19 protein-coding genes are annotated in these 22255 nt (G+C 61.1%); 11 read left to right on the top strand and 8 right to left on the bottom strand.

Going from position 1 to position 22255, the window contains the following annotated elements; all coding sequences use genetic code 11:
• Positions 1 to 161: 161 nt before the first annotated feature.
• Positions 162 to 872 (bottom strand): GntR family transcriptional regulator, encoded by a 711-nt coding sequence (locus OCW50_RS10415; protein WP_262297448.1) that lies wholly within the window; start codon positions 870 to 872, stop codon positions 162 to 164.
• Positions 873 to 1007: 135 nt separating this feature from the next.
• Between OCW50_RS10415 and OCW50_RS10410 the strand changes: the two genes are divergently transcribed.
• The 3 genes from OCW50_RS10410 (at position 1008) to OCW50_RS10400 (ending at position 4318) form a co-directional block, all read left to right on the top strand.
• Entirely contained in the window at positions 1008 to 1934 is a 927-nt protein-coding gene (locus OCW50_RS10410) for a dihydrodipicolinate synthase family protein (protein ID WP_262297447.1), read from the top strand.
• 78 nt (positions 1935 to 2012) lie between these two features.
• Positions 2013 to 3035, top strand: a complete 1023-nt coding sequence (locus OCW50_RS10405; RefSeq protein WP_262297446.1) for a 4-hydroxyproline epimerase — start codon at positions 2013 to 2015, stop codon at positions 3033 to 3035.
• 47 nt (positions 3036 to 3082) lie between these two features.
• Complete coding sequence (locus OCW50_RS10400; protein WP_262297445.1) at positions 3083 to 4318, top strand: NAD(P)/FAD-dependent oxidoreductase; 1236 nt, start codon at positions 3083 to 3085, stop codon at positions 4316 to 4318.
• A 556-nt stretch (positions 4319 to 4874) separates the two neighbouring features.
• On the opposite strand, the gene OCW50_RS10395 is transcribed toward OCW50_RS10400, so the two are convergent.
• Both OCW50_RS10395 and OCW50_RS10390 read right to left on the bottom strand, forming a co-directional pair.
• Positions 4875 to 5762 (bottom strand): 2-dehydro-3-deoxygalactonokinase, encoded by an 888-nt coding sequence (locus tag OCW50_RS10395; RefSeq protein ID WP_262297444.1) that lies wholly within the window; start codon positions 5760 to 5762, stop codon positions 4875 to 4877.
• Positions 5763 to 5773: 11 nt separating this feature from the next.
• Positions 5774 to 6925, bottom strand: a complete 1152-nt coding sequence (locus OCW50_RS10390) for a mandelate racemase/muconate lactonizing enzyme family protein (RefSeq protein WP_262297443.1) — start codon at positions 6923 to 6925, stop codon at positions 5774 to 5776.
• A 114-nt stretch (positions 6926 to 7039) separates the two neighbouring features.
• Between OCW50_RS10390 and OCW50_RS10385 the strand changes: the two genes are divergently transcribed.
• From OCW50_RS10385 to OCW50_RS10350, 8 genes are all read left to right on the top strand, one after another.
• Positions 7040 to 8770, top strand: a complete 1731-nt coding sequence (locus OCW50_RS10385) for an SMP-30/gluconolactonase/LRE family protein (protein ID WP_262297442.1) — start codon at positions 7040 to 7042, stop codon at positions 8768 to 8770.
• A 27-nt stretch (positions 8771 to 8797) separates the two neighbouring features.
• Positions 8798 to 9895: an ABC transporter ATP-binding protein gene (locus OCW50_RS10380; RefSeq protein ID WP_262297441.1), complete on the top strand. Its 1098-nt coding sequence runs from the start codon at positions 8798 to 8800 to the stop codon at positions 9893 to 9895.
• Complete coding sequence (locus tag OCW50_RS10375; RefSeq protein ID WP_315974414.1) at positions 9892 to 10698, top strand: SDR family NAD(P)-dependent oxidoreductase; 807 nt, start codon at positions 9892 to 9894, stop codon at positions 10696 to 10698. The genes OCW50_RS10380 and OCW50_RS10375 overlap by 4 nt, the downstream gene beginning before the upstream one ends.
• A 38-nt stretch (positions 10699 to 10736) precedes the next feature.
• On the top strand, positions 10737 to 12056 hold the full coding sequence (locus tag OCW50_RS10370; RefSeq protein ID WP_315974417.1) for an extracellular solute-binding protein: 1320 nt from the start codon (positions 10737 to 10739) through the stop codon (positions 12054 to 12056).
• Positions 12057 to 12127: 71 nt separating this feature from the next.
• Positions 12128 to 13069 carry a carbohydrate ABC transporter permease gene (locus OCW50_RS10365; protein ID WP_262297440.1) on the top strand — a complete coding sequence of 314 codons (942 nt, stop codon included), beginning with the start codon at positions 12128 to 12130 and terminating at the stop codon, positions 13067 to 13069.
• Between the two features lies 1 nt (position 13070).
• Positions 13071 to 13907 carry a carbohydrate ABC transporter permease gene (locus OCW50_RS10360; protein WP_262297439.1) on the top strand — a complete coding sequence of 279 codons (837 nt, stop codon included), beginning with the start codon at positions 13071 to 13073 and terminating at the stop codon, positions 13905 to 13907.
• Positions 13904 to 14815, top strand: a complete 912-nt coding sequence (locus tag OCW50_RS10355; RefSeq protein ID WP_262297438.1) for a dihydrodipicolinate synthase family protein — start codon at positions 13904 to 13906, stop codon at positions 14813 to 14815. Before OCW50_RS10360 ends, OCW50_RS10355 begins: the two co-directional genes overlap by 4 nt.
• 6 nt (positions 14816 to 14821) lie before the next feature.
• Positions 14822 to 16018 carry a mandelate racemase/muconate lactonizing enzyme family protein gene (locus tag OCW50_RS10350; RefSeq protein WP_262297437.1) on the top strand — a complete coding sequence of 399 codons (1197 nt, stop codon included), beginning with the start codon at positions 14822 to 14824 and terminating at the stop codon, positions 16016 to 16018.
• Positions 16019 to 16045: 27 nt separating this feature from the next.
• On the opposite strand, the gene OCW50_RS10345 is transcribed toward OCW50_RS10350, so the two are convergent.
• The 5 genes from OCW50_RS10345 to OCW50_RS10325 all read right to left on the bottom strand — a co-directional run bounded on the left by OCW50_RS10345 (position 16046) and on the right by OCW50_RS10325 (position 22250).
• Entirely contained in the window at positions 16046 to 17203 is a 1158-nt protein-coding gene (locus OCW50_RS10345) for a hypothetical protein (protein WP_262297436.1), read from the bottom strand.
• A gap of 106 nt (positions 17204 to 17309) precedes the next feature.
• Positions 17310 to 18536: a polysaccharide pyruvyl transferase family protein gene (locus OCW50_RS10340; RefSeq protein ID WP_262297435.1), complete on the bottom strand. Its 1227-nt coding sequence runs from the start codon at positions 18534 to 18536 to the stop codon at positions 17310 to 17312.
• 110 nt (positions 18537 to 18646) lie between these two features.
• Complete coding sequence (gene galE, locus OCW50_RS10335) at positions 18647 to 19642, bottom strand: UDP-glucose 4-epimerase GalE (RefSeq protein ID WP_262297434.1); 996 nt, start codon at positions 19640 to 19642, stop codon at positions 18647 to 18649.
• A gap of 78 nt (positions 19643 to 19720) precedes the next feature.
• On the bottom strand, positions 19721 to 20908 hold the full coding sequence (locus tag OCW50_RS10330; protein ID WP_262297433.1) for a polysaccharide pyruvyl transferase family protein: 1188 nt from the start codon (positions 20906 to 20908) through the stop codon (positions 19721 to 19723).
• A gap of 34 nt (positions 20909 to 20942) precedes the next feature.
• Entirely contained in the window at positions 20943 to 22250 is a 1308-nt protein-coding gene (locus OCW50_RS10325; protein ID WP_262297432.1) for a glycosyltransferase family 4 protein, read from the bottom strand.
• Positions 22251 to 22255: the final 5 nt, after the last annotated feature.

Below are 22255 nucleotides of genomic sequence, written 5' to 3'. Positions count from 1 at the left end.
TTATCTCCAAGGGGGTAGAGGGGCGGCCGTCGATCGCGCAGAACCTCCGCCCCGCACGATGACGTGAAGGATGAGAGCCTGGGGGCGAGATCTCCGCGCGGATTCAGGGGCGTGTGAGCGCCAGATCGACATGAAAAGGGTCTCATGGGAGAGATCGGCGCTCAGCGGGGTTCCTCCGGCCGCTGATGCTGCTTGAGATAGGTTCGCAGCGACTTCCCGACATCCTCGATGTGGGTCCGCAAGAGTTCGCAGGCCGCTGTGATCTGTCCGGTCTCGCAGAGGCGAAGGAGTTCGGCATGCTCTGCCTCCGCGCGTTTCATCCCATCCGTGAGGGAGAGCTGGAGCCGTGTATGCCGATCGCATTCCTGGAGGAGATTGACCACGATCGCCAGCGTACGAGGCTGTTCCGCGTGACGATACAGGAGCCTATGAAACTCTGTGTTCAGCTCCCCCCAGCGCCTGATATGCTTCGCCCGGAGTTCGGCGCTGTACTCCTGAAGGATCTGTTTGAGCGTCTCATAATCGTCCTGGGTGAGACGGTCGACGGACGCCTTCAGGAGGCGCGGCTCAAGCAGGGCTCTGAGCTCAAAAAGCTCCTCGACCTCCTCGGTGGAAAGTTCTGAGACGATGGCACCTCGGTGCGGGTGAATCTTGACGAGCCCTTCTGCTTCAAGTTGCATCAAGGCTTCGCGAATGGGGATGCGGCTGACGCCGAACTCGTTGGCCAAGGCGTCCTGCCGCAGGGGAAATCCTGCCTTGAAGGCGCCGTCCAAAATCCGGTCCCGCAGGCTTTGCGCCACGGCTGCGGCGATCGTCCGGTGCTGAAGAGGCTTCTGTGCCGGCTTGGTAATTGGTTTCGCTTCAGGGGCCATGGGGAACGTCGCTGCTAAAGCCAAGGCTCACGGTAACGCTGCATCTGAAGCAGCATCACCAGGAGCGGCTTGACAAGGTAGATTTTATACAATCTACAATAAGCCGCAGCAATGTCCAGTGTCGGAGAGGGCGAAATGGCCAGCATCGGATGGGAGGGGGTCTTCCCCGCGGTTACCACTCAGTTCAACGCGAACTACGAATTGGATCTCGAGGCCACGGCCCGGGTGATGGACGGGTTGATCCGAGACGGTGTCTCCGGGTTGATCGTCTGCGGAACAGTGGGTGAAAATACGTCGCTGAGCCGAGCAGAAAAGGTGGCGATCATGGAAGCTGCCAAGGGGGTGTCCCGTGGCCGGGTGCCGGTGATTGCCGGGATCGCGGAGTTTACGACGGACTTCGCGTCGCAGGTCGCCAGAGAAGCCGAGCGGGTAGGGCTCGACGGTGTCATGGTCATGCCGGCACTGGTCTATTCCTCCAAGCCGCACGAGACTGCCGCACATTTTCGGGGCGTCGCCAAAGCGACCGACCTTCCCGTGATGGTCTATAACAACCCTCCGATCTACAAGAACGACGTGACCCCCGACATCCTGGCCTCACTCGCCGATTGCGAAACGATCGTCTGCTTCAAAGATTCGTCGGGAGATACCCGTCGTTTCACCGATACGAAGAACATGGTCGGCGATCGTTTCGTTCTGTTCGCGGGTCTTGACGATGTTGTCGTTGAGAGCGTGATGCTCGGCGCTGCCGGCTGGGTCTCCGGCATGTCGAATGCCTTTCCTCAGGAGGGTGAAACCCTCTTCAGGCTGGCAAAATCGGGTCGCTACGAAGAGGCGAGGGCACTCTATGAATGGTTCATGCCGCTGCTTCACCTGGATGCCCGCCCCGATCTCGTGCAGTGCATCAAGCTCTGCGAGGCGATCATGGGCCGCGGCACGGAGCTGACGCGCCCGCCGCGCCTACCCCTGAGCGCTCTGGAGCGCGCAGATGTGGAGGCGATTATGGACAAGGCCCTGAAAAGCCGTCCGACCCTTCCCGACGTGGGCTTGAAATCAGCTGCCTGATGAATTCGTGGCGAAGGCTGCCGATGTCCTTCGCCGCTTCTATGGAAGTCGTCAAAATCTCTGATCAGCGAGTGAGCGATGGCGCGCCACACCTTCTTTTGCATTGATGGTCATACCTGCGGCAACCCGGTTCGGGTGGTATCCGGCGGTAGCATTCCCCTGCTGAAGGGGGAAACGATGTTCGAGCGCCGTCAGCATTTTCTTGCGGAATACGACTGGATCCGAACCGGCTTGATGTTCGAACCTCGTGGGCACGACATGATGTCCGGCTCAATTCTTTACCCGTCCACACGCTCCGATTGCGATGTGGGCATCCTGTTCATCGAAACGTCCGGCTGTCTCCCGATGTGTGGGCACGGGACGATCGGAACGGTCACCATTGCGCTCGAGAACGGCTTGATCCATCCCAGGACGCCAGGCCTCCTACGGCTCGATACGCCGGCAGGGGTCGTCGAGGCGCGCTATGAGCAGAACGGCCCCTTCATCGAACGGGTCCGGATCACCAACATCCCCTCCTTCCTCTATGGCGCAGGATACGAGGTCGAGGTGGAAGGACTCGGTTCTGTGACCGTGGATATCGCCTATGGCGGCAACTTCTACGCCATCGTCGAGCCGCAGGCTCTCTACTCCGACCTGGCCGACATCAATCCTTCAGACGTCCTGCGCTGGAGCCCCAGGCTGAGGGAGGCGTTCAATGCCCGGTATCGGATTGAGCATCCCGAAAACCCGGAGATCAACCGCCTGACTCATGTTCTTTGGACGGGGCGCGCGCAGACGAAGGGTGGGACGGCCCGGAACGCCGTGTTCTACGGCGACAAGGCGATCGATCGTTCACCCTGTGGAACCGGGACCTCTGCCCGCATGGCGCATCTCGCGGCGCGGGGAGATCTGAAGGAAGGCGATGAGTTCGTTCATGAGAGCATTATCGGCTCCACCTTCACCGGTCGCATCGAGGGGCGGACGAAGGTCGGAGACCGTGACGCCATCATTCCCTCGATCGAGGGATGGGCCCGGGTCACAGGGTTCAATACGATCGTCATCGACGATCGCGATCCCTTCGCGCACGGATTCCAGGTTGTGGACCGGGCCCTGCGAGCATGATGCTCCTGACTGTCTGAGGGCCAGTTTTCACGTGAACAGGATTCAGGATGCGGATCGGAATCGTCGGTGCTGGAATCGTTGGCCTGGCGGCCGCTCATGCCCTCCTCGACAGAGGACATAGGGTTACTCTCATCGAACCGGGCGATCGGGCGACACGGCCGACGGACGGCAATGCCGGCTGGATCGCTCATACGGACATCATGCCCTTGGCCTCGCCAAAGGTCTGGAGGAACCTTCCCGAGTGGCTGATGGACCCGCTGGGTCCTCTCACCATCAGGCCCGCTTACCTTCCAACTCTGTTGCCTTGGCTGATCCGTTTCGTGTTGTCGTCATCTCCGATGCGGATCAAGGCGAGCATGGCTGCCATACGGTCGATCAACGCGGAGGCTCTGCCATCCTGGAAGGGGCTTCTGTCGTCCCTGGATCTGGGCGATCACCTGCGAGAGAACGGCATTCTCTCCGTGTGGAGGCATCATGGGGGCTTCTTGAGGGCCAGGGACGTCCTCGATCGCCAGCGTGAACTCGGCATCGAGATCGATGTGCTGGACGGCGAAGATCTCATGCGGATGGAGCCTGCGCTTCGGAACATCGAAGCGGGTGTGCTCTATCGGGAGGCCTGCCACATCTCCGACCCGGCCGATTTGGCGTCGGATCTTTTGAGGCTTGTTCGAGAGCGAGGTGCAGAGCAGGTGGCTGGCCGCGCTCTGGCGGTGGAACCGGCAAGCAACGAGATCCATATCCGCATGGACGATTCCACGATATTCGTCTCTGCCGACAAGGTCATCGTTGCCGCCGGGATATGGTCACGGCCGCTCGCCAGGATGCTGGGAGATAAGATCCCTCTCGACACGGAGCGCGGCTATAATGCCACCTATCCCAAGGGCGCCTTCGGTCTCAACCGTCCTGTCATGTTCGAGGGCGAGGGTTTCGTCACCACGCCCCTTGATACCGGAGACAGGGTTGGCGGCGCCGTTGAGTTCGCCGGGCTAGACGCTCATCCCAATCATGATCGCACATCGGCGATGATCTCTCGCCTAAAGCGCTTCCTTCCCGACTTCGATGCGACACAGGATGCAACACTCTGGATGGGCCTTCGCCCGTCCATTCCCGACTCTCTTCCCGTCATCGGCCCGTCCAGACGAGACAGCCGCGTGGTCTATGCCTTTGGTCATGGCCATCATGGTCTGACCCAGGCGGCGATCACGTCGCTGCTGGTCGCGGACTTGGTCGATGGGCGATCGGGCCCGATCGATCTGAAGCCTTATTCGGCACAGCGCTTCTGAAGGGGCCCGTTGTCGGGAATGCCGATCGGACCGGAGCAGTTTGGGCGCCGCAATCCTTCATACCCCGTCAGGCGGTCGGTTGAGGCGTCGTCGGCGTGACAGGGATCTCCGGCGGTGATGTGGGAGGCACCCCGACCGGTTCACCCGGCGGTGGTATATCGCCCGGCGTCGTGGGCGGAACGCCAATGGGTTCGGGCTGAGGAGCCTCCGGGGGGGTGGGGGGACTCACCGGTGCTGGATTGGGGTCCGCCGGCGTCGGCTCCGGGTAAGGCTGATTGGGCAAAGGAATGGGCATGAAGGCGGCGCTCCGCTATCTGATGCGTTCGTCGGGGTCCGTATAGGGCAATCACCAGCCAAGCCCTGGGTTCCCCTCGCGGCGCGGTCCCCATGAACTGTAATTCTATATCGCAAATCGGCAATGTATAAGCAACCGGCTGGATATCGGCGCCGGAGACATTCCATCTGCAAGCTTAAGGCAGGGCGAGGTTCCAAGCCGTGTTCCAAGCCGTGGGCGCATTGGGTTCGAGACGTGTGCTCAGGTGCGACCAGGTCACTCTCATTCCCAGCGGCTGATGCAAAGGGCTTGAAAGGCCCGCAGAACGGCATTGTCGATCGTCGACGGCATCATCCCGGCTTCTCGCAATGCCAAGCCGTAGCGCCGGCATAAGGACGGGGCGCCGATCATGGTAACATGGTTGTCCGGAGCGCTGAACTCCGCGATCGCCTCCCTCACCTCCGCGCCAATCAGCAGCCCCGAAAGGTAATCGCTGATCTCCGCGGGAGACAGTTCTCCACACAGAGCGTAGCTGCGCGCCGAGAAGATGCGGCGCAGGATATGTCCTCCGATGCGGCTCTCCTGCGCAAGTCTGACACCGCGCAGGAAAGCCTCCTGGCTGTCGATCGACTGGTCCGGGATCAGCTTGCCGACGAGGGAGTTCGACTTCAGCAATGTGGCAATCTCGCCTGACATATAGGTGGCGAAATGCTCGATCCGCCCCTCCTTGACGGAGACCCACTTGCTGTGAGCGCCGGGAAGGACGACAAGGCCGCTGGATTGACCCATGGCGCCGAAGATCTTGAGTTCCTCGCCTCGCATCATGTCGGGCAGGGGATCGCGCACCGAGACGCCCGGCAGAAATATGAGGGGCGGCAAGCTGTCGCTATGCTTCACGACGGCTTGCGTGGCGATGTCGCTCAGGGAGGCGGGTGTCTGCGCATAGGGTGTTTCCACCCAGCCGTTCCGGCTGGTGATCATACCGGCGAGATAGATGCGGCTGGCCTTTGTCGCCCAATCCCCGACAATGTCGCGGAGAGCGTTTTCGAAAGCGCCGTCTCCGACATGGTTGATTCCTCTCGCCTCCTGCCGCTCTCCCCGAAGGGATCCGTCATGGGACAAGAGGAAGGCGTGGAAGGCCATCGAGGTCCATTCGATCGCAATGAACATGCTGAACCCCTCTAGTAGGCTGGCTTGACCGGGAACCAGTCTTTGCGCTTCTCGTCGAGGTAGGCTCCCACGATGCTGTCGACCGCATAGCGTCGCACCGCCTCTTCGTCGACTTCGACGCCGAGGCCTGGTGCGTCCGGGACCTGAAAACGTCCAAGCAGCAAAGCCGGAGGAGCGGGAGAGATGTCTCCACCGAGATAGGCACGTTCCGTATCGATGGCGAGGCTCATGTTGGGGATCGATGCTGCGAGGTGGATGTAGGCCGCCTGTGACAGCGCCAGTTCCGCGCCCGAGTGCAACGTCACCGGGATTCCAACAGCCTCGCAGATGGCCGCGGCCTTGATCGTCTGCCACAGCCCGCCTTCCTCGTGCGGATCGAGCAATACCACGTCCGCGGCCTCGGAGCGCACGATGTTGCCGATGTCAGACAGGGTATAGGCGCTCTCGTCGAGGGCGATTGGAACGGGCGTCGATCGCCGCAGAAGCGCATGGCCCGCCAGATCGTCGAGTTCCAGGGGCTGCTCCACATAGGCCGGGTCGAGGGCCCGCAGCTTTTCCAACTGCCGTCTGGCGGTGCCGGGTGTCCAGGCGCCGTTCACGTCGAGCCGCAGAGCCCGTGTTCCGATGGTTTCACGGGAGGCTGCGGCCAACTCGATATCGCTCGGCTCGTCGAACCCGATCTTGACCTTGAAGGTCTCATAGCCGGCGTCGAGGAACCGTCCGATCCGGTCCTTCAGCTGCTTCGCGTCCTTTGTGAAGAGATAGGCGGCTGCTTCCACATCGTTGCGCCAGCGCCCGCCCCAGAGGCTCGACAAGGGGAGCTTCGCCTGCTTGCCCAGGGCATCCCACATGGCCATCTCGAGGGCGGCGACCGCCATGACGGCCGCCCTCTTGTGGTGGTAATAGCCGGCGCCCAGAACATGCCGGTGCAGGCGCTCCACGTCGGCCACGGGATAGCCCAGTCCCACCCTGGCGACGACGTCGGAGAACACCGCCGGTACGGCTGCGATCAGCGAGATCGTCTCGCCCCATCCCACGATCCCCGCATCGGTCTCGATCCGGCAGATGAGCCGGGTCGTGCCGATCCTGCGGCCCGAACCCCACAGAATATCTTCCGTGAACGGGACCCGCACAAGGACATGGTGAATGGCTGTGATTCTCATGGCGGAAAGCCTCTTCAACGAAAGGCGGGTTGACTTGGAACTCGGTTCCAACATAATTCCAGCCATCCGGAAGGGTCAATCGGGCCAGAGGCTCATCCTTTCGACGGAGCTGTGATGGGACCCATGCAGGCGGAGCTGAAAGTCGACGATGAAGTCGAAAGCGGCGCTTCGGGGCCAGTTCCGGGTGTGCAGGCGCTGACGCGGGGGATTCAGCTCATCGAACTCGTGGCTTCGGCCGCGGCGCCTCCCCGATTCACGGATCTTCTTGAAGGCTCCGGCATGCCCAAGGGTACGCTCCACCGCACCCTCCAGGCGCTTGTCGACGAGCGGCTTCTGAAGCTCGACGGCCGGGATCAGACGTATCGCCTCGGTTCACGCCTGTTCCAATGGGCGCACCGGGTCTGGGACGATTTCGATCTGCGCGGCGCGGCCGAGCCGGAACTCGAACGCCTGCGGGACCTCACAGGCGAGACGGTGCGCCTCGGAATCCTCGATAGGGACGAGATCCTCTACATCGATCAACGCGAAGCCCCGCAGCCTGTGCGCCTCAGCAACGGCGTCGGCAGCCGGGCCAAGCCTTATGCGAGCGGTCTCGGCAAGGCGATTCTGGCGCATCTCTCGCTCGAAATGCGACGCAGGCTCCTGAGTGAGGCAGAGCTGCAGCGCCTCACTCCCCACACGATTGCGGATTTCCACGAACTGGTCAGTCAACTCGATCTCACCAAGGCTCGCGGCTATGCAGTTTCCATCGACGAGCAGAATATCGGCATCAGCTCAGTGGCCGCGCCCATTCTGGATCATGAGGCCAAGCCATTGGGTGCGATCGGCGTGATCGGTCCGTCCTTTCGGTTGCCGCCCGAGCGCCTTCATGCTCTCGGGCGCGACGTCATCGAAGCTGCCCGGCGGATTTCCGGCAATATCGGCGAGGTGGCGATGTCGCTGAATATCAACCCCCGGCCGCTCGGTGCCGACCGAGACGACGTGCGGTGTGCCATTCCCGCGAGTCTGTTCCTGGGCGAAGGGCCGCATTGGTCCGTCCAAGACCAGCAGCTCTATTTCGTCGACATTCTCGCGCCGTCCGTCTGCATGGGCGACCCTGTCAAGGGGTCCTACCGCTCCTGGCCGATGCCCGAGCTGACGAGCTTCCTGATCCCGCGCAAGGCAGGGGGGTTCATTGCCGGCATGCAGAACGAGGTGCGAGCCATCGATCCGGTGTCGAACGAGAGCATGGTGCTTGCCCGACCAGAGACCGGCCGCCCAGGCAACCGGTTCAACGATGGAAAGTGCGATCGCCGTGGCCGGCTCTGGGCCGGCACGCTCGCCATCGACACGACGCCGGGGCAAGGCTCGCTCTGGCGGCTCGACCCGGACGGCCGGGTTCATGAAATGGACCGGGGCTTCCACGTCTCGAATGGCTTGGGCTGGAGCCCCGACGATCGTCTCTTCTACTTCACCGACACCGCCAAGCAGACGATCTACGTCTATGATTTCGACAGCAAGACCGGATCCATCGAGAACAGGCGCATTTTCGTGACCGTGCCCGAGAGCGAGGGCAAGCCGGACGGCTTGACCATCGATGCCGAGGGCTTCGTATGGAGTGCACATTGGGATGGTTGGTGCGTCACGCGCTATGACCCGAAAGGGCGGGTGGAGCGTGTCATCAACCTGCCGGTGCCCCGACCCACCAGCTGCGTATTCGGGGGTGCGGAGATGCAGACACTCTTCGTGACCTCAGCTCGCATTCGCCTGTCTGCGGGACAAATCGCCGATGCTCCGCTGTCGGGCAGCGTTTTCGCCATCGAGACCGGCATCAAGGGGCTGCCGGAAAACGTCTTCGGCGGGTGACGGATACTTCAGGGACACGCAATCGATATGGCCAAGCTAGAGCTTCATCAGGTGCGGAAGTCATTCGGAAATGTCGACGTACTCAAGGGGATCGACCTGGCAGTCGATGACGGCGAGTTCGCCGCTTTCGTTGGGCCGTCAGGATGTGGCAAATCCACGCTTCTGCGCCTGATCTGCGGTCTCGATGAGATCTCGTCCGGTCAGATGATCATCGACGGTCAAGTGGTGAACGACGTGCCCCCGGCCAAGCGCGGAATTGCCATGGTGTTCCAGTCATATGCGCTGTATCCGCACATGACTGTCTCCGATAACATGGGCTATGCCTTGAGACTGGCCGGCACTCCGCGGGAGGAGATCCGCCGTCGGGTCGAGGCGGCGGCCCGCGTGCTACGGATCGCCGAATACGTCGACCGCAAGCCGCGTCAGCTTTCAGGCGGTCAACGTCAGCGCGTCGCGATCGGTCGTGCGATTGTTCGGGAGCCGAAGATCTTCCTGTTCGACGAGCCTCTCTCCAATCTGGATGCGGCACTCCGGGTCGAGATGCGCATCGAGATCGCGCGCATGAAGGAGCGTCTCGGCACCACGATGATCTATGTCACTCACGATCAAATCGAGGCCATGACGCTCGCGGACAAGATCGTGGTGCTCAACGCTGGCAAGGTCGAGCAAATCGGTTCACCGCTGGATCTTTACAACACCCCGGCCAATCGTTTCGTCGCAGGGTTCATTGGAAGCCCGCGGATGAACTTCTTGATCGTCCAGGGACACCGCCTCGATGGCGGACGGGTGAGAGTGCCCGGCGGTTCCGTCTCGTTGAACACGTCGCCGCCCGAAGCTGCCCACGAGATTGGCGTGCGCCCGGAGCATCTTGAGCTCTGCGCACCGGGGACCAGCAATGCTCTCGACGGTCGCGTCGCCATGACAGAGCATCTCGGCAGCGATACCTACGCCTATGTGGCGCTCGACGGCACCGACGAGATGATTGTCGTTCGCCTCGATGGAGAGCGCCCGATCAGCCAGGGCGAACGGGTAGGCGTCCTGGTCAATCCGGATGCCGTCCATGTCTTCTCGACGGACGGCCGGACGCTGGTTTCCGCGAAGCCGATGGCGAGGAATGCGGCATGAGCCTCCATCCTGAGCTCATCCCGCGCATGACGGTGGATTGCGCCACCTATCCGAGCTTGAGGGAAAAAAGCGTTCTGATTACGGGAGGTGGGTCCGGGATCGGAGCATCTCTGGTCGAGCACTTTTGCGGACAAGGTGCACGCGTTGGCTTCATTGATCTGAGCCAGGATTACGCCCATGAGACGGCTCGGCGTGTTGCGGAAGCGACAAGGAACCAGCCGCATTATGAGGCGGCAGATCTACGCGACATCCCGGCGCTTCGATCTGCCATCCGGTCACTTTCGGAACGGATCGGGCCAGTTCGGGTCCTGATCAATAACGCCGGCAATGACGACCGCATGCCGATCGAAGACGTAACGCCCGAATACTGGGACGAGCGCTTCCAGACGAACCTGCGGCACCAGTTCTTCGCCGCGCAGGCCGTGATCGGCGACATGGCCCGAGCAGGGGGCGGCTCCATCATCAATATGGGATCGATCTCCTGGATGCGCGGAGCCTCCGGGCTGATTTTCTATACGACAGCGAAGTCTGCCGTCATGGGTTTGACCAAGTCGCTCGCACGAGAGGTCGGCGAACGCAACATCCGCGTCAATTCCATCGCGCCGGGCTGGGTCCTGACAGAGCGCCAAGTCGAGCGGGCGAAGCGCATCTATCAGGGCAAGTTTTCGGAATACCTCGAAGCACAGTGCCTCAAGGAGCATCTGTTGCCTCCGGATATTGCCCGGATGGCGCTCTGGCTCGCCGCCGACGACTCGCGTCTCGTTACGGCGCAGACGTTCATCGTCGACGGAGGGGTGGTCTAGCGCACGGCCATCCTCGGTCAAAGCACGTGCGCAGGAATATGGGGCTTTGCTCCGTATCGGGAGGAAGAACGATGAAACGATTCAAGTCGGTCGCGTCCGCTGCCGTTATAGCAGCGAGTGTCGCCCTGCCGGGTCAAGCCGTCAAAGCCGCCGATGTCAGCTTCATGAGCTTCAGTTATGCGGAAGAGGCTGCCAAGCCATCCGTCGATGCATTGCTCAAGGGATTCGAGGCTCAGACCAAGCTCACGGTCGAGCCCCTGGGCTATGCCTGGGGCGACATGCAGAAGAACATCTTCCTGAGGGCGCGCTCCAAAACTCTGCCGAGCGTCGCTCAGCTGTCCGAGCGCTGGCTGCCAAGCTTTGCCAACGTGGCTGGTCTCGTCGATCTGAACGAGGTCTATGGCAAGGACAAGCTGGCTGCGATGTTTGCTCCCGATGCCCTTGCCATGGGGCAGGTCGGCTCGAAGCAATTGGCTTTGCCGCTCATTTCCGGTTCCATCGGCCTCATTGCCAACAAGGCGGTGCTGGAGAAGGCCGGCGTCAGCAAGACGCCGACGACCGTCGAGGAGTTCCGGGGCGCCCTGGTGGCGGTGCGTGACAAGGTACCGAACTCGGTGCCATACACGATGGCAACCAAGAATAACGGTTCGATCCTGCTCGACTTCATGATCTGGACCTGGACCTTCGGCGGTGAAATCATCGACGAACAGGGAAAGGTGAAGATCGGGAGCACGGACGCCGGCAAGCAGGCGCTTGGCTTCATGGTTGGGCTGATGAAAGACCGTCTGGCCGCCCCCGAGATCGATCGACCCGATGCTCGTCGCCTTGTGGCGCAGGGAGCCTCCGCCTTCTTCTTCGATGCACCGCAGGCCAGGACGCACCTGCGCAGCTTCTCCGGCCAGGGGCCGGCCTTCGATGCGAACGTCCTGCCTCTCGCGACGCCGATCGCTATCGCCGGCCGGGAGCCCGCCTCGATTCAGTGGGGTCATCTGCTGGTGCAGTTCTCATCCACCGGCAAGGCCAATGCCGATGCGCCGGCTAGCCAGTTCATCACCTATCTGACGTCCGACGAGGCGCAATCCAAGTTCCCGCTTGAACAGAGCGCTCTTCCTGTCACGAAATCCGCACGCGCCGATCCGAAGGTGGCGGGCGACGCGTTCCTGACGGCCTGGGCAAAGGCTGCAGGCAACCCTGGCCGTAACGAAGTCGGTATTTGGCCGAACGCTGCCGAACTCACGCAGATCATCGGCGAGGAGGTGCAAGGCGCGTTGCTCGGCCAGAAGAGCATCGACGATTCGATCCAGTCGATGCAGAAGCGACTTGAGACGTCCATGGCGAATGTCAGCAAGCAGAACTGACCGGCATGGCTGGCTGCCCTTGGGGGCAGCCAGCCGCGATCCACACGCCTCTCTTTGCACGCGATGATCCCATGACCCTTGCCGCCGAGATCTCATCCGCTTCCGAGGCCACCCAGGTTTCGCCGCATGCCGTCCGCGGTGGCCTCATGGCCGGCCAGCGCCGCATTGGCCTGCTGCTCCTCCTTCCGGCGGCGGTCGCTTTCGGAGGCATTATTCTCTATCCCTTCCTTCAGGCACTGGCGCTCTCACTTTTCGAATACACGCTTGAGACGCCGGCACCTCGGTTCGACGGCCTAGGGAACTTCGCCAAGATCGCCGCGACGCCGGATGTCTGGCAGGCTTTCCTGACGACTGCCATCTATGTGTTCTTCACGACCACTGGGACGCTCATCCTGGGACTTGCATGGGCGCTTATCCTGAACCAGCCTTTCCGCGGCCGAGGGTTGCTGCGCTCCCTGTCGCTCCTTCCCTGGGTGTTGCCGAGCACGGTGAGTGCCTTCATCTGGGGATGGATCTTCAACAGCCGCTACGGGGTGCTGAATGCGTTTCTGCTGGAGATAGGCTTCATCGCCATGCCGCAGGCCTGGCTTTCCACCTCTGCGGGAGCCATGGTTGCCGTGATCATCACCAAGATATGGTTGTCGATCCCGCTCTTCATGGCCTTCTTTCTGGCGGGGCTGCAGAATCTGGATCGGGAGCAGGTCGATGCAGCCCGCGTCGACGGGGCCAACAACTGGGCAATCCTACGAGATCATGTTCTGCCCCATCTCCGCCCGGTGCTGATCGTCGTCGTGGTGCTCGGCGTCATCGGAAATCTGCAGCAATTCGACACGATCTATGCCTTGACCGGAGGCGGGCCGGTGCGCGCGACCGCGGTTCTGTCGGTTGAAGTCTACCGTCGCGCCTTCGAGCAATGGGATGTCGGGTTGGCATCGGCGATCGGCGTCCTCTGGGTGGCGACCCTGCTGCCGCCCGCGTTCCTGTATCTGCGCATGCTGGTGAAAGGCGCCTGACATGTTCGATCTTTCCGGCACTGTCTCCAAGGTGGTCTTCGGCCTGACGCTCGCGCTGATCGGCCTCTTTCTGTTCTTTCCACTCTATTGGTTGGTGATTTCCTCCGTAAAATCGAATGCCGAGCTCTACAGCATCGTTCCGACGCCGTTCCCGACCCATCCGACGATGACCCATTTCGTGACGGCACTGACGACGGGCAAGCTGCCGATGTACCTGTTCAACAGCCTGATTGCCTCGGGATCGAGCGCGGCCCTCAACACGCTTCTGGCGCTTTACGCGGGCTACAGCTTCGCAAAGTATCGCTTCGCCGGGCGGCAGCCGGCGATGCTCTTCATGCTGTCTGCGCAGATGTTTCCGTTCGGCCTGCTTCTGATCAGCATCTATCCGCTGATGAGCGAGGCCGGCCTCCTGGACACCCGTCCTGGGCTGATCCTGAGTTACATCGTTTTCGCTCTGCCCGTCTCCACCTACATGCTCTATAGCTATTTCTCGCAGGTCCCCGACGAGTTGATCGAGGCTGCGCGGGCGGACGGCGCCAGTGATCTGCGCATCTTCCACACGATCGTCATTCCGATCTCGATCCCGCCGATCGTGACGGTGTTCCTCTACTCGTTCATGTGGTCCTGGAACGACCTTCTCTATTCGATGACGCTCATCGTCTCGGACCACAAGCGGACCATTGGGCCTGGATTGCTGCTCACCTATCTGAACGAAGTCAACTCCGATTGGGGCGGCGCGATGGCAGCATCCCTCTTGGCGTCGGCCCCCATCGTGGCGGCTTTCCTCTTCCTCCAACGATACTTCATCCAGGGCGTTACGGCAGGAGCTGTCAAATGAAGACCCCGCTTTCAGGTGCTTTCCCCGTCCTTGCAACTCCCTTCCGCTCCAATGGCGCTATCGATGAAACAGACTTTCTGTCGATCATCCGCTTTGCGCTTGAAAGCGCTGTCGATGGAGTCGTCTATCCGGGTGTGGCCAGTGAAGTGGAGACCCTGAGCGAGGAGGAGAGGCGTAATCAGGTCGATCTTCTCGCCCGAGAGATCGACGGTCGCATTCCCATCATCATCGGCGGCAGTGATCCCGATCCCGCCGTGGCCGCCCGGCACGTCAACCATGCGGCGGAGATTGGTGCTGCCGCCGTGATGGTGATGGCTCCCGGGCATCTCGGAAACTCAATCGAAGCTCAGACTGAATATTTTCAACACGTCGCTGCGAATGCAACGATCCCGATCATGTTGCAGAACCAGCCCAAGCCCATCGGTGCCGGGTTGACGCCGGAGGAGGTGGCGGCCGTAGCGTCTGCCGTCGATAGGGTCCGGTACATCAAGGAGGAAACGCCACCTTGCGGACAGCACCTCACGCGGATCAAGAACGCAGCGGGCGGTTCAGTGGATGCGATATTCGGAGGTGCGGGTGGACGCTATGTCATGGACGAGATGGCCCGTGGCGCAGCCGGCACCATGCCTGCTTGTGAACTCGCGGACATCCACGCCATGATGATCAGGTCATGGCACCAGGGCGATGTCGCGACCGCGCGGAGGCTGTACTCCGTCTCGCTGCCTCTTCTCACCTTTCAGGCGATCTTCCGCATGCATATGACGAAGGAGGTTCTTCGTCGGCGTGGAGTCGTTCGCAATACCTTCGTCCGTGCCAAGGGGCCAAAGCTCGACGACGGCGATCGAGCCGAGCTCACCCTCCTGCTTCAGGAGGCATCACTTCCTTACAAGCACCATCGTCCGGTTTGACCGATCATGAGCAAATCAGTCGACGCCATCGTTAGGGTCGAGACCTTCATCATCTCCATTCCGCGCGAGATTCCCTATCTCGGGCCATTGAAGGAGGGAGAGTCCGTCAACGAACGCGGTTACCTGGTCCGCAAAGGCAATCGTACGATCTATCCGTCGACGGACATGACCCTGCTCATCAAGGTGACAGGGGAGAGCGGCCATGTAGGCTGGGGTGAATGCTATGGGATCGTGGCGCCGGAGGCAACGAAGGCGATCATCGACGACGTCCTCGGGCCCGTCATCATTGGACGCGATCCGGGAGACGCTGTGGTGATCCACGAGGATCTTTACGATCTCATGCGGGTGAGGGGCTTCTTCGGGGGATTCTACGTGGATGCTCTCGCCGGAGTCGATATCGCCCTTTGGGACCTCGCTGGCAAGAATCTGGGCGTCTCCGTCTCGACGCTGCTCGGTGGGCGGCGCTATTCGACGATCCCGGCTTATGTGTCAGGCCTGCCAAGGGCCACCCTGAAGGAGCGGTGTGATCTTGCCGCCGAGTGGGTGGCCAAGGGCTTTCGTGGCATCAAGTTCGCGGCGGTCGTATCCGACGACGGAATCGTGCAGGAAATGCTCGCCCTGCGTGAGGCGGTCGGGCCCGACATCGACCTCATGGTCGATCTGCACTGGAAGTTCGAGGCCTCGGAAGCCATACGCCTGATCAGACGCCTGGAGATCTCGAACCTGTACTTCGCCGAGGCCCCATGCCAGCCAGAGGATCTCGAAGGTCAGACCCGGGTTGCGAGGAGCATTGGCGTGCCTTTGGCGCTCGGAGAGGAATGGCGCACCGTCTACGAGTACCGGCCAAGGCTTGAGGCCCGCTGCATGAGCGTCATCCAACCTGAGATCGGGCACACCGGTATAACCGAATTCATTCAAATCGGCCGGATGGCTCAGACGTTTCACATCAATACCATCCCGCACGCATCCATCAGCGTTGGCATCTTCATGGCGGCGAGCCTTGTGACGTCATCGGCTCTCCAGCGCGTTCCCTATCATGAGTACCAGCATTCCGTTTTCGACCGGAACCTCGCCTTCACGGAGGGCGTCATGGGCTGCGCGCAAGGACATTACACAGTCCCGACCGGGCCGGGCCTCGGTGTCGAGCCAGCAGACGCGTTGTTCGATTTCGTGATTGCCGAAGGGCGCACCTCTGCGCGGTGATGGAGTTCCCGGCCAGACTCAAACCAATCAGTCCAGGCTGACCTTGAAGCGGACCAGGTCCCTGTTCATGGTGGGGCGCTTCGCCTGCCAATTGAAGCGAGTCATGTAAAGGTAGAAGGTCCTCCCGACCGTCTGGAAAACCGGTGACGGGCTGTCGTGATCGATGATCGAGGGATAATCGTAATAGGCTTTCTTCTCGGTGGTGCCCCATGGCGGGTCGAACGGGGCAAGCAAGGAGGCTGCCGACCAGGTCCGAAGATCCGGCGAAGTCGCATAATAGATGCCCCCAATGTCATCCACCCGGGTGGACCACACGACCATCCAGAGGTTCCTGGATTCCAGTCGAGTCAGGGACCGAATCTTGCCCGTGATGTCGCCGTTTCCGAGGCGGTCGCATGTGGCCTGAACGGGGCTCTGGCCATCGACCGGGTAAGGGTTGGGTGGAGGGACGAAGCGGCCTTCGCTCATCACCCGCCAACCGGCCACGAGATCGGACCTCGGGGCGCGGAACAGGCAGTTCCCGCGTCCGCCCGGGGCTGCGGCGTCCTCCGTCCAGGCAACGAAATAGGCGTGTTCTCCATCGAACACGGTATTGGAGAGCGTGAGGAAGCCCGCCGCCTTCGTGCCGGTGTCGAAGCGCGCGTTCGACCCGGCGATAAGGCGTCGGTTGCGGGGCAGCAGCGTAAAGGAGAAGTCCCGCTCATTCGCCTCGAGAGCCACGAGCGAAAGGTACCAGCATTCCGGCTTGCCGGTCCCCTTGGCGCAAAGCCCCTCATGGCGGAGCCCGGAGAATTCCTGGCTGGCCAGACCGAGAACACGGCCGTCATCGAGAGGGATGAGGCTCTGCACCCAGAAGCGATCATCGAAGGTCGAGGGATCGGCCGATTCTCCTCCTTGGGAGACGACGGAACAATCAGGGCGCAGATCGGCAAAGCTTGAGCCTTCCAGAACCCTGTTCCGGAAATGTGCCGCGATGAGGACAACGGAACCGTCTTGCCGGCGATAGGCTCGAGCGGGCGAATCAGGGATCGTGCGCCAGTCGCAGCGCTGCCGCTCATAGCTGTAGACCACCTCAGGTTCGGGAGAGATCCGGAAGTGAAGCGGTTCGCCCGCGATTGCCGCCCTGCTCATCATCACGAGAAGAAGCACCGGCCATGCGAGGGCGTTCCAATGTCTCGTCCTCATCATGGATCTTCATCCCAGAGCATTTTTCGGCGAAGTGGATCCGGTTCGCCGACAACAATGCGGCAAGCCAAAGAAGAGAGATGATTCCGCGCGAGCGGAAACAGCTCTAGATGGGAGCTGCAATCCGATGCAGGAAGGAGGCCGGTTGCAGGCTGTTCGCTGTCAGGAAGTCCAGATACCGCGACGCTGCCTCACTCCGATGCCGGTCATAGGCGTCCGGATCGAACCGGATCATCCTCTTCAGGCTGGAGCGGGTGAGCGGCTCCGTCAGGTCGGCTGCCGCGACATGCGGGACGCCCGTGTTCTCGCAGAGCTCCCGGGTCCGGGAATCGATCGTCACAGTCAAGCCCATGCGCTCCGCTTGAAGGGCCAGGGCGACACCATGGTAACGGGACCCGACCGTGAGGTCATGCCGGCGCAACGTGTCCATCCAGGCTGGAACGTCATAGAAGGAGCGGACGTAATTTCGGCACCAGGCCTTGAATTCCTCGAAGGAATAATGCGGCACGGTATGATTGTGGATTTCCTTCAGCGCATGGGGATCGATCCCGTCGAAGATCTCCCGGGAGACCCGGATCATTTCTCCCATCGATTGAACCACATACTGGCCCGGGTACATGGGATCCATCATGAGCCCGATCAGCTGATGCTCGATCTCGCGGGTCTTCAGCCAAGCCTGATGTCCGGCGGCGATCGAGATGGAGCGCGGCAGAGAGAGGTCTGACCAATTCTTGTGGATCCTCTGGCCGAGGCCCGGATTCGGGTTCGTGAAATAGGAAGGGCAGCCGCCGGCAACCGAGCCATGGATTCCCAGCTTGGCGAGCTGCGACGTGGTGAACGCGCCGCGGGTATAGATGTTCGAGCCGGCCGAGGACGGATTGGAGCGCGCGATGACTTGGGCCCACCGATGGGTCCCATCGGTCAGCTGGATGTCCTGATCGTAGCTGTCTGCCTGGGCGCCAAGCCCAATGGCGACAATCGGCAGACCCGCTTTCTCCAGGTTGTCCGCCATGTTGCCGTAATCCGTGTGTCGCCCCAGTTGGTTGGCGCATGGAATGACGATGATGTCGGCATTCTCTTTCAGGCTCTCGGCCGAAGCGCTCCAGCTGAAGAACTTGACCGGATTGGAAATGTGGCTCGCGATGGCATAGACGAAGGCCAGATTGCCGTTGTTATGACCGATCCCATTGTAGAGATCATCGAAGGCAGCGTTCGAGTAGAGCCCCAGGGAGGGATGCTTCCACAGAACTGCCACCCGCAGAGGTTTGGCAGGAGCCTTTGGCTTGGGGGCAGGTTGGTCGAGGGGCTTGTCTACAATCATCTCGGCGAGCATGTGGAATCCCTCCTGGGATCGGGTGTTTGCCGGGTCATGGCGGCCGACTGCCGATGTCGGGGCAGGTCGGTGCCGAGCTCCGGAGGCGTATGGGCTGGTGATGGTCTCGGCTAAGCCGCTTCCGCTCTGCGCAGCTTCAGGCTGTTCTCCCACGACAATGCGTGCCGGATGATCGTCTCGAGGTCGTCGAGCTTCGGAGACCAGTTCAGAATCGCACGGATGCGGTCGGCGCTGGCGATCAGTGTGGCGGGATCACCGGCGCGTCGCGGAGAAAGGTTCGTCGGGAAGTCGACGTCCGAGACCTTTTTCACGGCCTCGACGACGTCGTGTACCGAGTATCCGCGGCCATAGCCGCAATTGAACACGGTGCTGTTGCCGCCGGAACCGAGATAATCAAGGGCGAGCACATGGGCCTGGACTAGGTCCGATACGTGAATGTAGTCACGCAGGCATGTGCCGTCGGGCGTGGGATAATCGGTGCCGAAGATGTCGAGGTGGGATCGCTCTCCAAGAGCCGCCTGGGTTGCGACTTTGATGAGATGGGTTGCATGGCGTGTGCTTTGACCGCTGCGGCCCTGAGGATCGGCGCCCGCGACATTGAAGTACCGGAGGGCCACGAAACGCAGAGGATGTGCACGTGCCACATCTCTCAGCATCATCTCGGTCATGAGCTTCGATGAGCCGTAGGGTGAGACGGGGTTAAGCGGCGCGCCCTCGGAGATCGGGCTCTCCTTGGCATCGCCATAGACGGCGGCAGTCGAGGAGAAGAGGAACTGCTCGACGCCATTCTGCACCGCAGCGCTGATAAGCGACCGCGATCTGACCGTGTTGTTCATGTAATACTTCAGAGGGTCGGCGACAGAGTCCGGAACGACGATGGAACCCGCGAAGTGAGCAATTGCTTTGATGGAGTGCTTACGGATGATCTCCGCAACGAGGGGCTCGTCACCCGCGTCGCCTTTGATGAAGGCCGCAGCCGGGTGAACCATCCAGTCGAACCCGGTGCTGAGATCGTCCAGGACCACCACGTCCTTCCCGGCGTCGGCCAATGCCAGGACCATATGGCTTCCAATATAGCCGGCGCCGCCTGTTACCAATACAGTCATGAACGACCTCGTACGTTGCTGTGACGTAAAGAGAAGTGAAAGGGAGGCCAGAACAGATCCGGCCTCCTGTTGAGACAATCAGGCGGCCTGCAACTCCCGAAACTCGCTCCGCCTCATCACGGGCTGCATTTTCGTATCCGCACCGTTCTCGACCAGGAACTGATGCATTTCGCGGTAAGTATGATGATAGGCGCGGTTGAACTTGTCGAAGAGCGACTGATCCCAGTAGTCTTCGAGCCTGAACTCCTTGCCGGAGAAGACGTCGAAACTCGGGATCTGATAGGTCTCCGCGAATTCGACCGTCCGGCTGTCATAGGTGAAGTAGATGGACGGGACGCCATTCGCGAGGGCCATCAGGTTGCCATGGAGGCGGTACCCGAGGACAAGATCCTTCTGCTGGACGAGATTCTCGTAGTCCGCAACCACGTCGGAATAGAACAACCTCTCTCGATGGAGCTTCTCCATGGTTTCATCGAGGTACCAGTCGTTGACCTGCTTGTCGGCACGCAGGGCCTTGAACGCTTCCTCTCGCTGCTCCGCCGTGCCGAGAACGATTTTTTTCTCCTCGACCTCACCCTGCGCCATCAGCACCACGTCGAATCGGCCCGCCAGGCTTTTCACGAGGTCGCGATGGAATGTCAGGTATTGCTGGATGTCGCGAGCATAGGTGGACGACACCTCGCGGCGAACCGTGATTCCGGCCGTCCGGATGGTCTCCAGAGGAGGCAGATGGATGTTCAGGTCGGGATTGTTCCGGCGGAACGCGGTCGGGCAACCGACGATGCGGATATTCTTGATCCCGAGATCCCAGAGCACCTGCGCCGAGTAGGCGCCGCGAACGCCAATGGAGGTGGTGGAGTCGGCCATGATGCGAAGGACGGTCTTGGTTTCCTCCGACAGCTCGATCTTGCCCTTGACTGGCGCCTGAGCTCCGATGCCCCAGGCTATAACCGGTATCTTGAGCCTCTTGAGAACGTCGGCCGCCTGGTCCCAGACCATGTCCTTGTGGACATAGTTCGACCCCCGCAGGAAGACATAGTCGTACTCGGCATTGATCCGGTCGATCTGGGTCAGATCCGGGTTGGCGATCTCCAAAGCATCGAGTTTGTCGTAGTTTAGAAGCTTCAACGATGAGTCGAAGACGAAGGCGTCCCCGATGTTGTGGTAATGGTTGATGCTGCGCTGAATATCCTTGTGCCGGTACCAGCGGACATTGTCGTGGTTGTAGACTTCGCCCGAAGGGCTGATGACGAGAATACGCTTCATGATTGTGCCTCCAAATATCTTCGCCAGTAAGAGACTAAGCCGTCAGCGCGACTGCCGACGAGCTCGTCGCCTTCTTCGCGGCAAGTTCCTGATAGAGATTGAGATGGATCCGGGCGCATTCCTCGTAGGTGATCGGGTGCCCGATGCCCGCGCGCAGGTCGTTCCAGAGCTTGGGGCTCGTCAGCGCTTCGGTCATGCGGTCGACGAGATCCTGTGACGAGCCGACGCGAAAATGAAGCCCATTGACGCCGTCGACGATCTTCTCGGCCATGCCGCCGATATTGCTGCAGATCATGGGACGTCCGTGATGGAAGGATTCCTGGATCACGATGGGTGAGTTCTCCCACCAGATCGACGGAATGATGGTCCAGTCGATCGAGCGCATAAGGCGCGGCATCTCGCTGTTCTGGTAGGATCCATAGAACCGGACCCGCGATCCGGCGCGCTCCACCAGCTTCCTGATCTTGTCCTGAAATGCTTCCGGCTGCCGCTCCAAATTGCCGCCGAAGATCATCAGCTGGGCATCGTCGCCCCAGACAGCGTCCGGGATGCACGTGACCGCGTCGAGCAGCACATCGACGCCTTTGAACTGTGTGATCTGACCGAAATAGCCGAACCGGGAGCGCCGCCCTCCCCGTTGAGGCAGGCTTCGCGGTGGGGCGGTTTCGGCAATGTCCAGGCCGTTTTCGATGACGACGAAGCGGGAGCGGTCGAGTCCCCACTCCACATAGCGGTCGACGAGGAACTGGCTGGGCGACACGAAGTAGTCGGCCACGTCGAGAAGCCCTCGGATGAAGTGCTCGCGGCGCAGGAAGCGTGCTGGAGAAACGTCCGGGAAGCAGGCGTTGCAATCCGATGGCGAAGCCCTGTGGCAGAGTTTCGTCCCGCCGGTCTTCACCATTTGCCCATGATGGCTGCAGATCGACAGGAATTCATGGAACGTGATGACGATCACGCAGTCCGGAAGCGCGCGGCGAACGGCATAGATCATTTCGAGACCTAGGCCGATGAAGTGATGGAAGTGAACGACGTCCGGCCTCAGGTCCTTCAGAACACGCAGGAAATCGCGTTCGATTTCCTCCGTGTTCCTGTTCGAGATGAGGAAGTGGTCATACTCGTCGGCATGATAGAGAAACTCACCTTCGGTCTGCCGAAGGCTCATGAGGGCTGTTCGGCTGTGCCGTGCGACCGGGTGCCCGACGCGGGCGAGGAAACGGGATTCGACGTTGCCGATCCTGTTGAGGCCTTTGTGCAGGTTATACGCGGCGATCTCGGCGCCCCCGAGCGAGAAGCTCGGATGACCGTGGGAAACGATGAGGACGCGGGGAGAGGGGTTGGACATGCTTT

This window comes from Microvirga sesbaniae, assembly GCF_025460805.1.
Lineage (GTDB): Bacteria > Pseudomonadota > Alphaproteobacteria > Rhizobiales > Beijerinckiaceae > Microvirga > Microvirga sesbaniae.
This window is presented reverse-complemented; position numbering and strand designations above follow the sequence as displayed.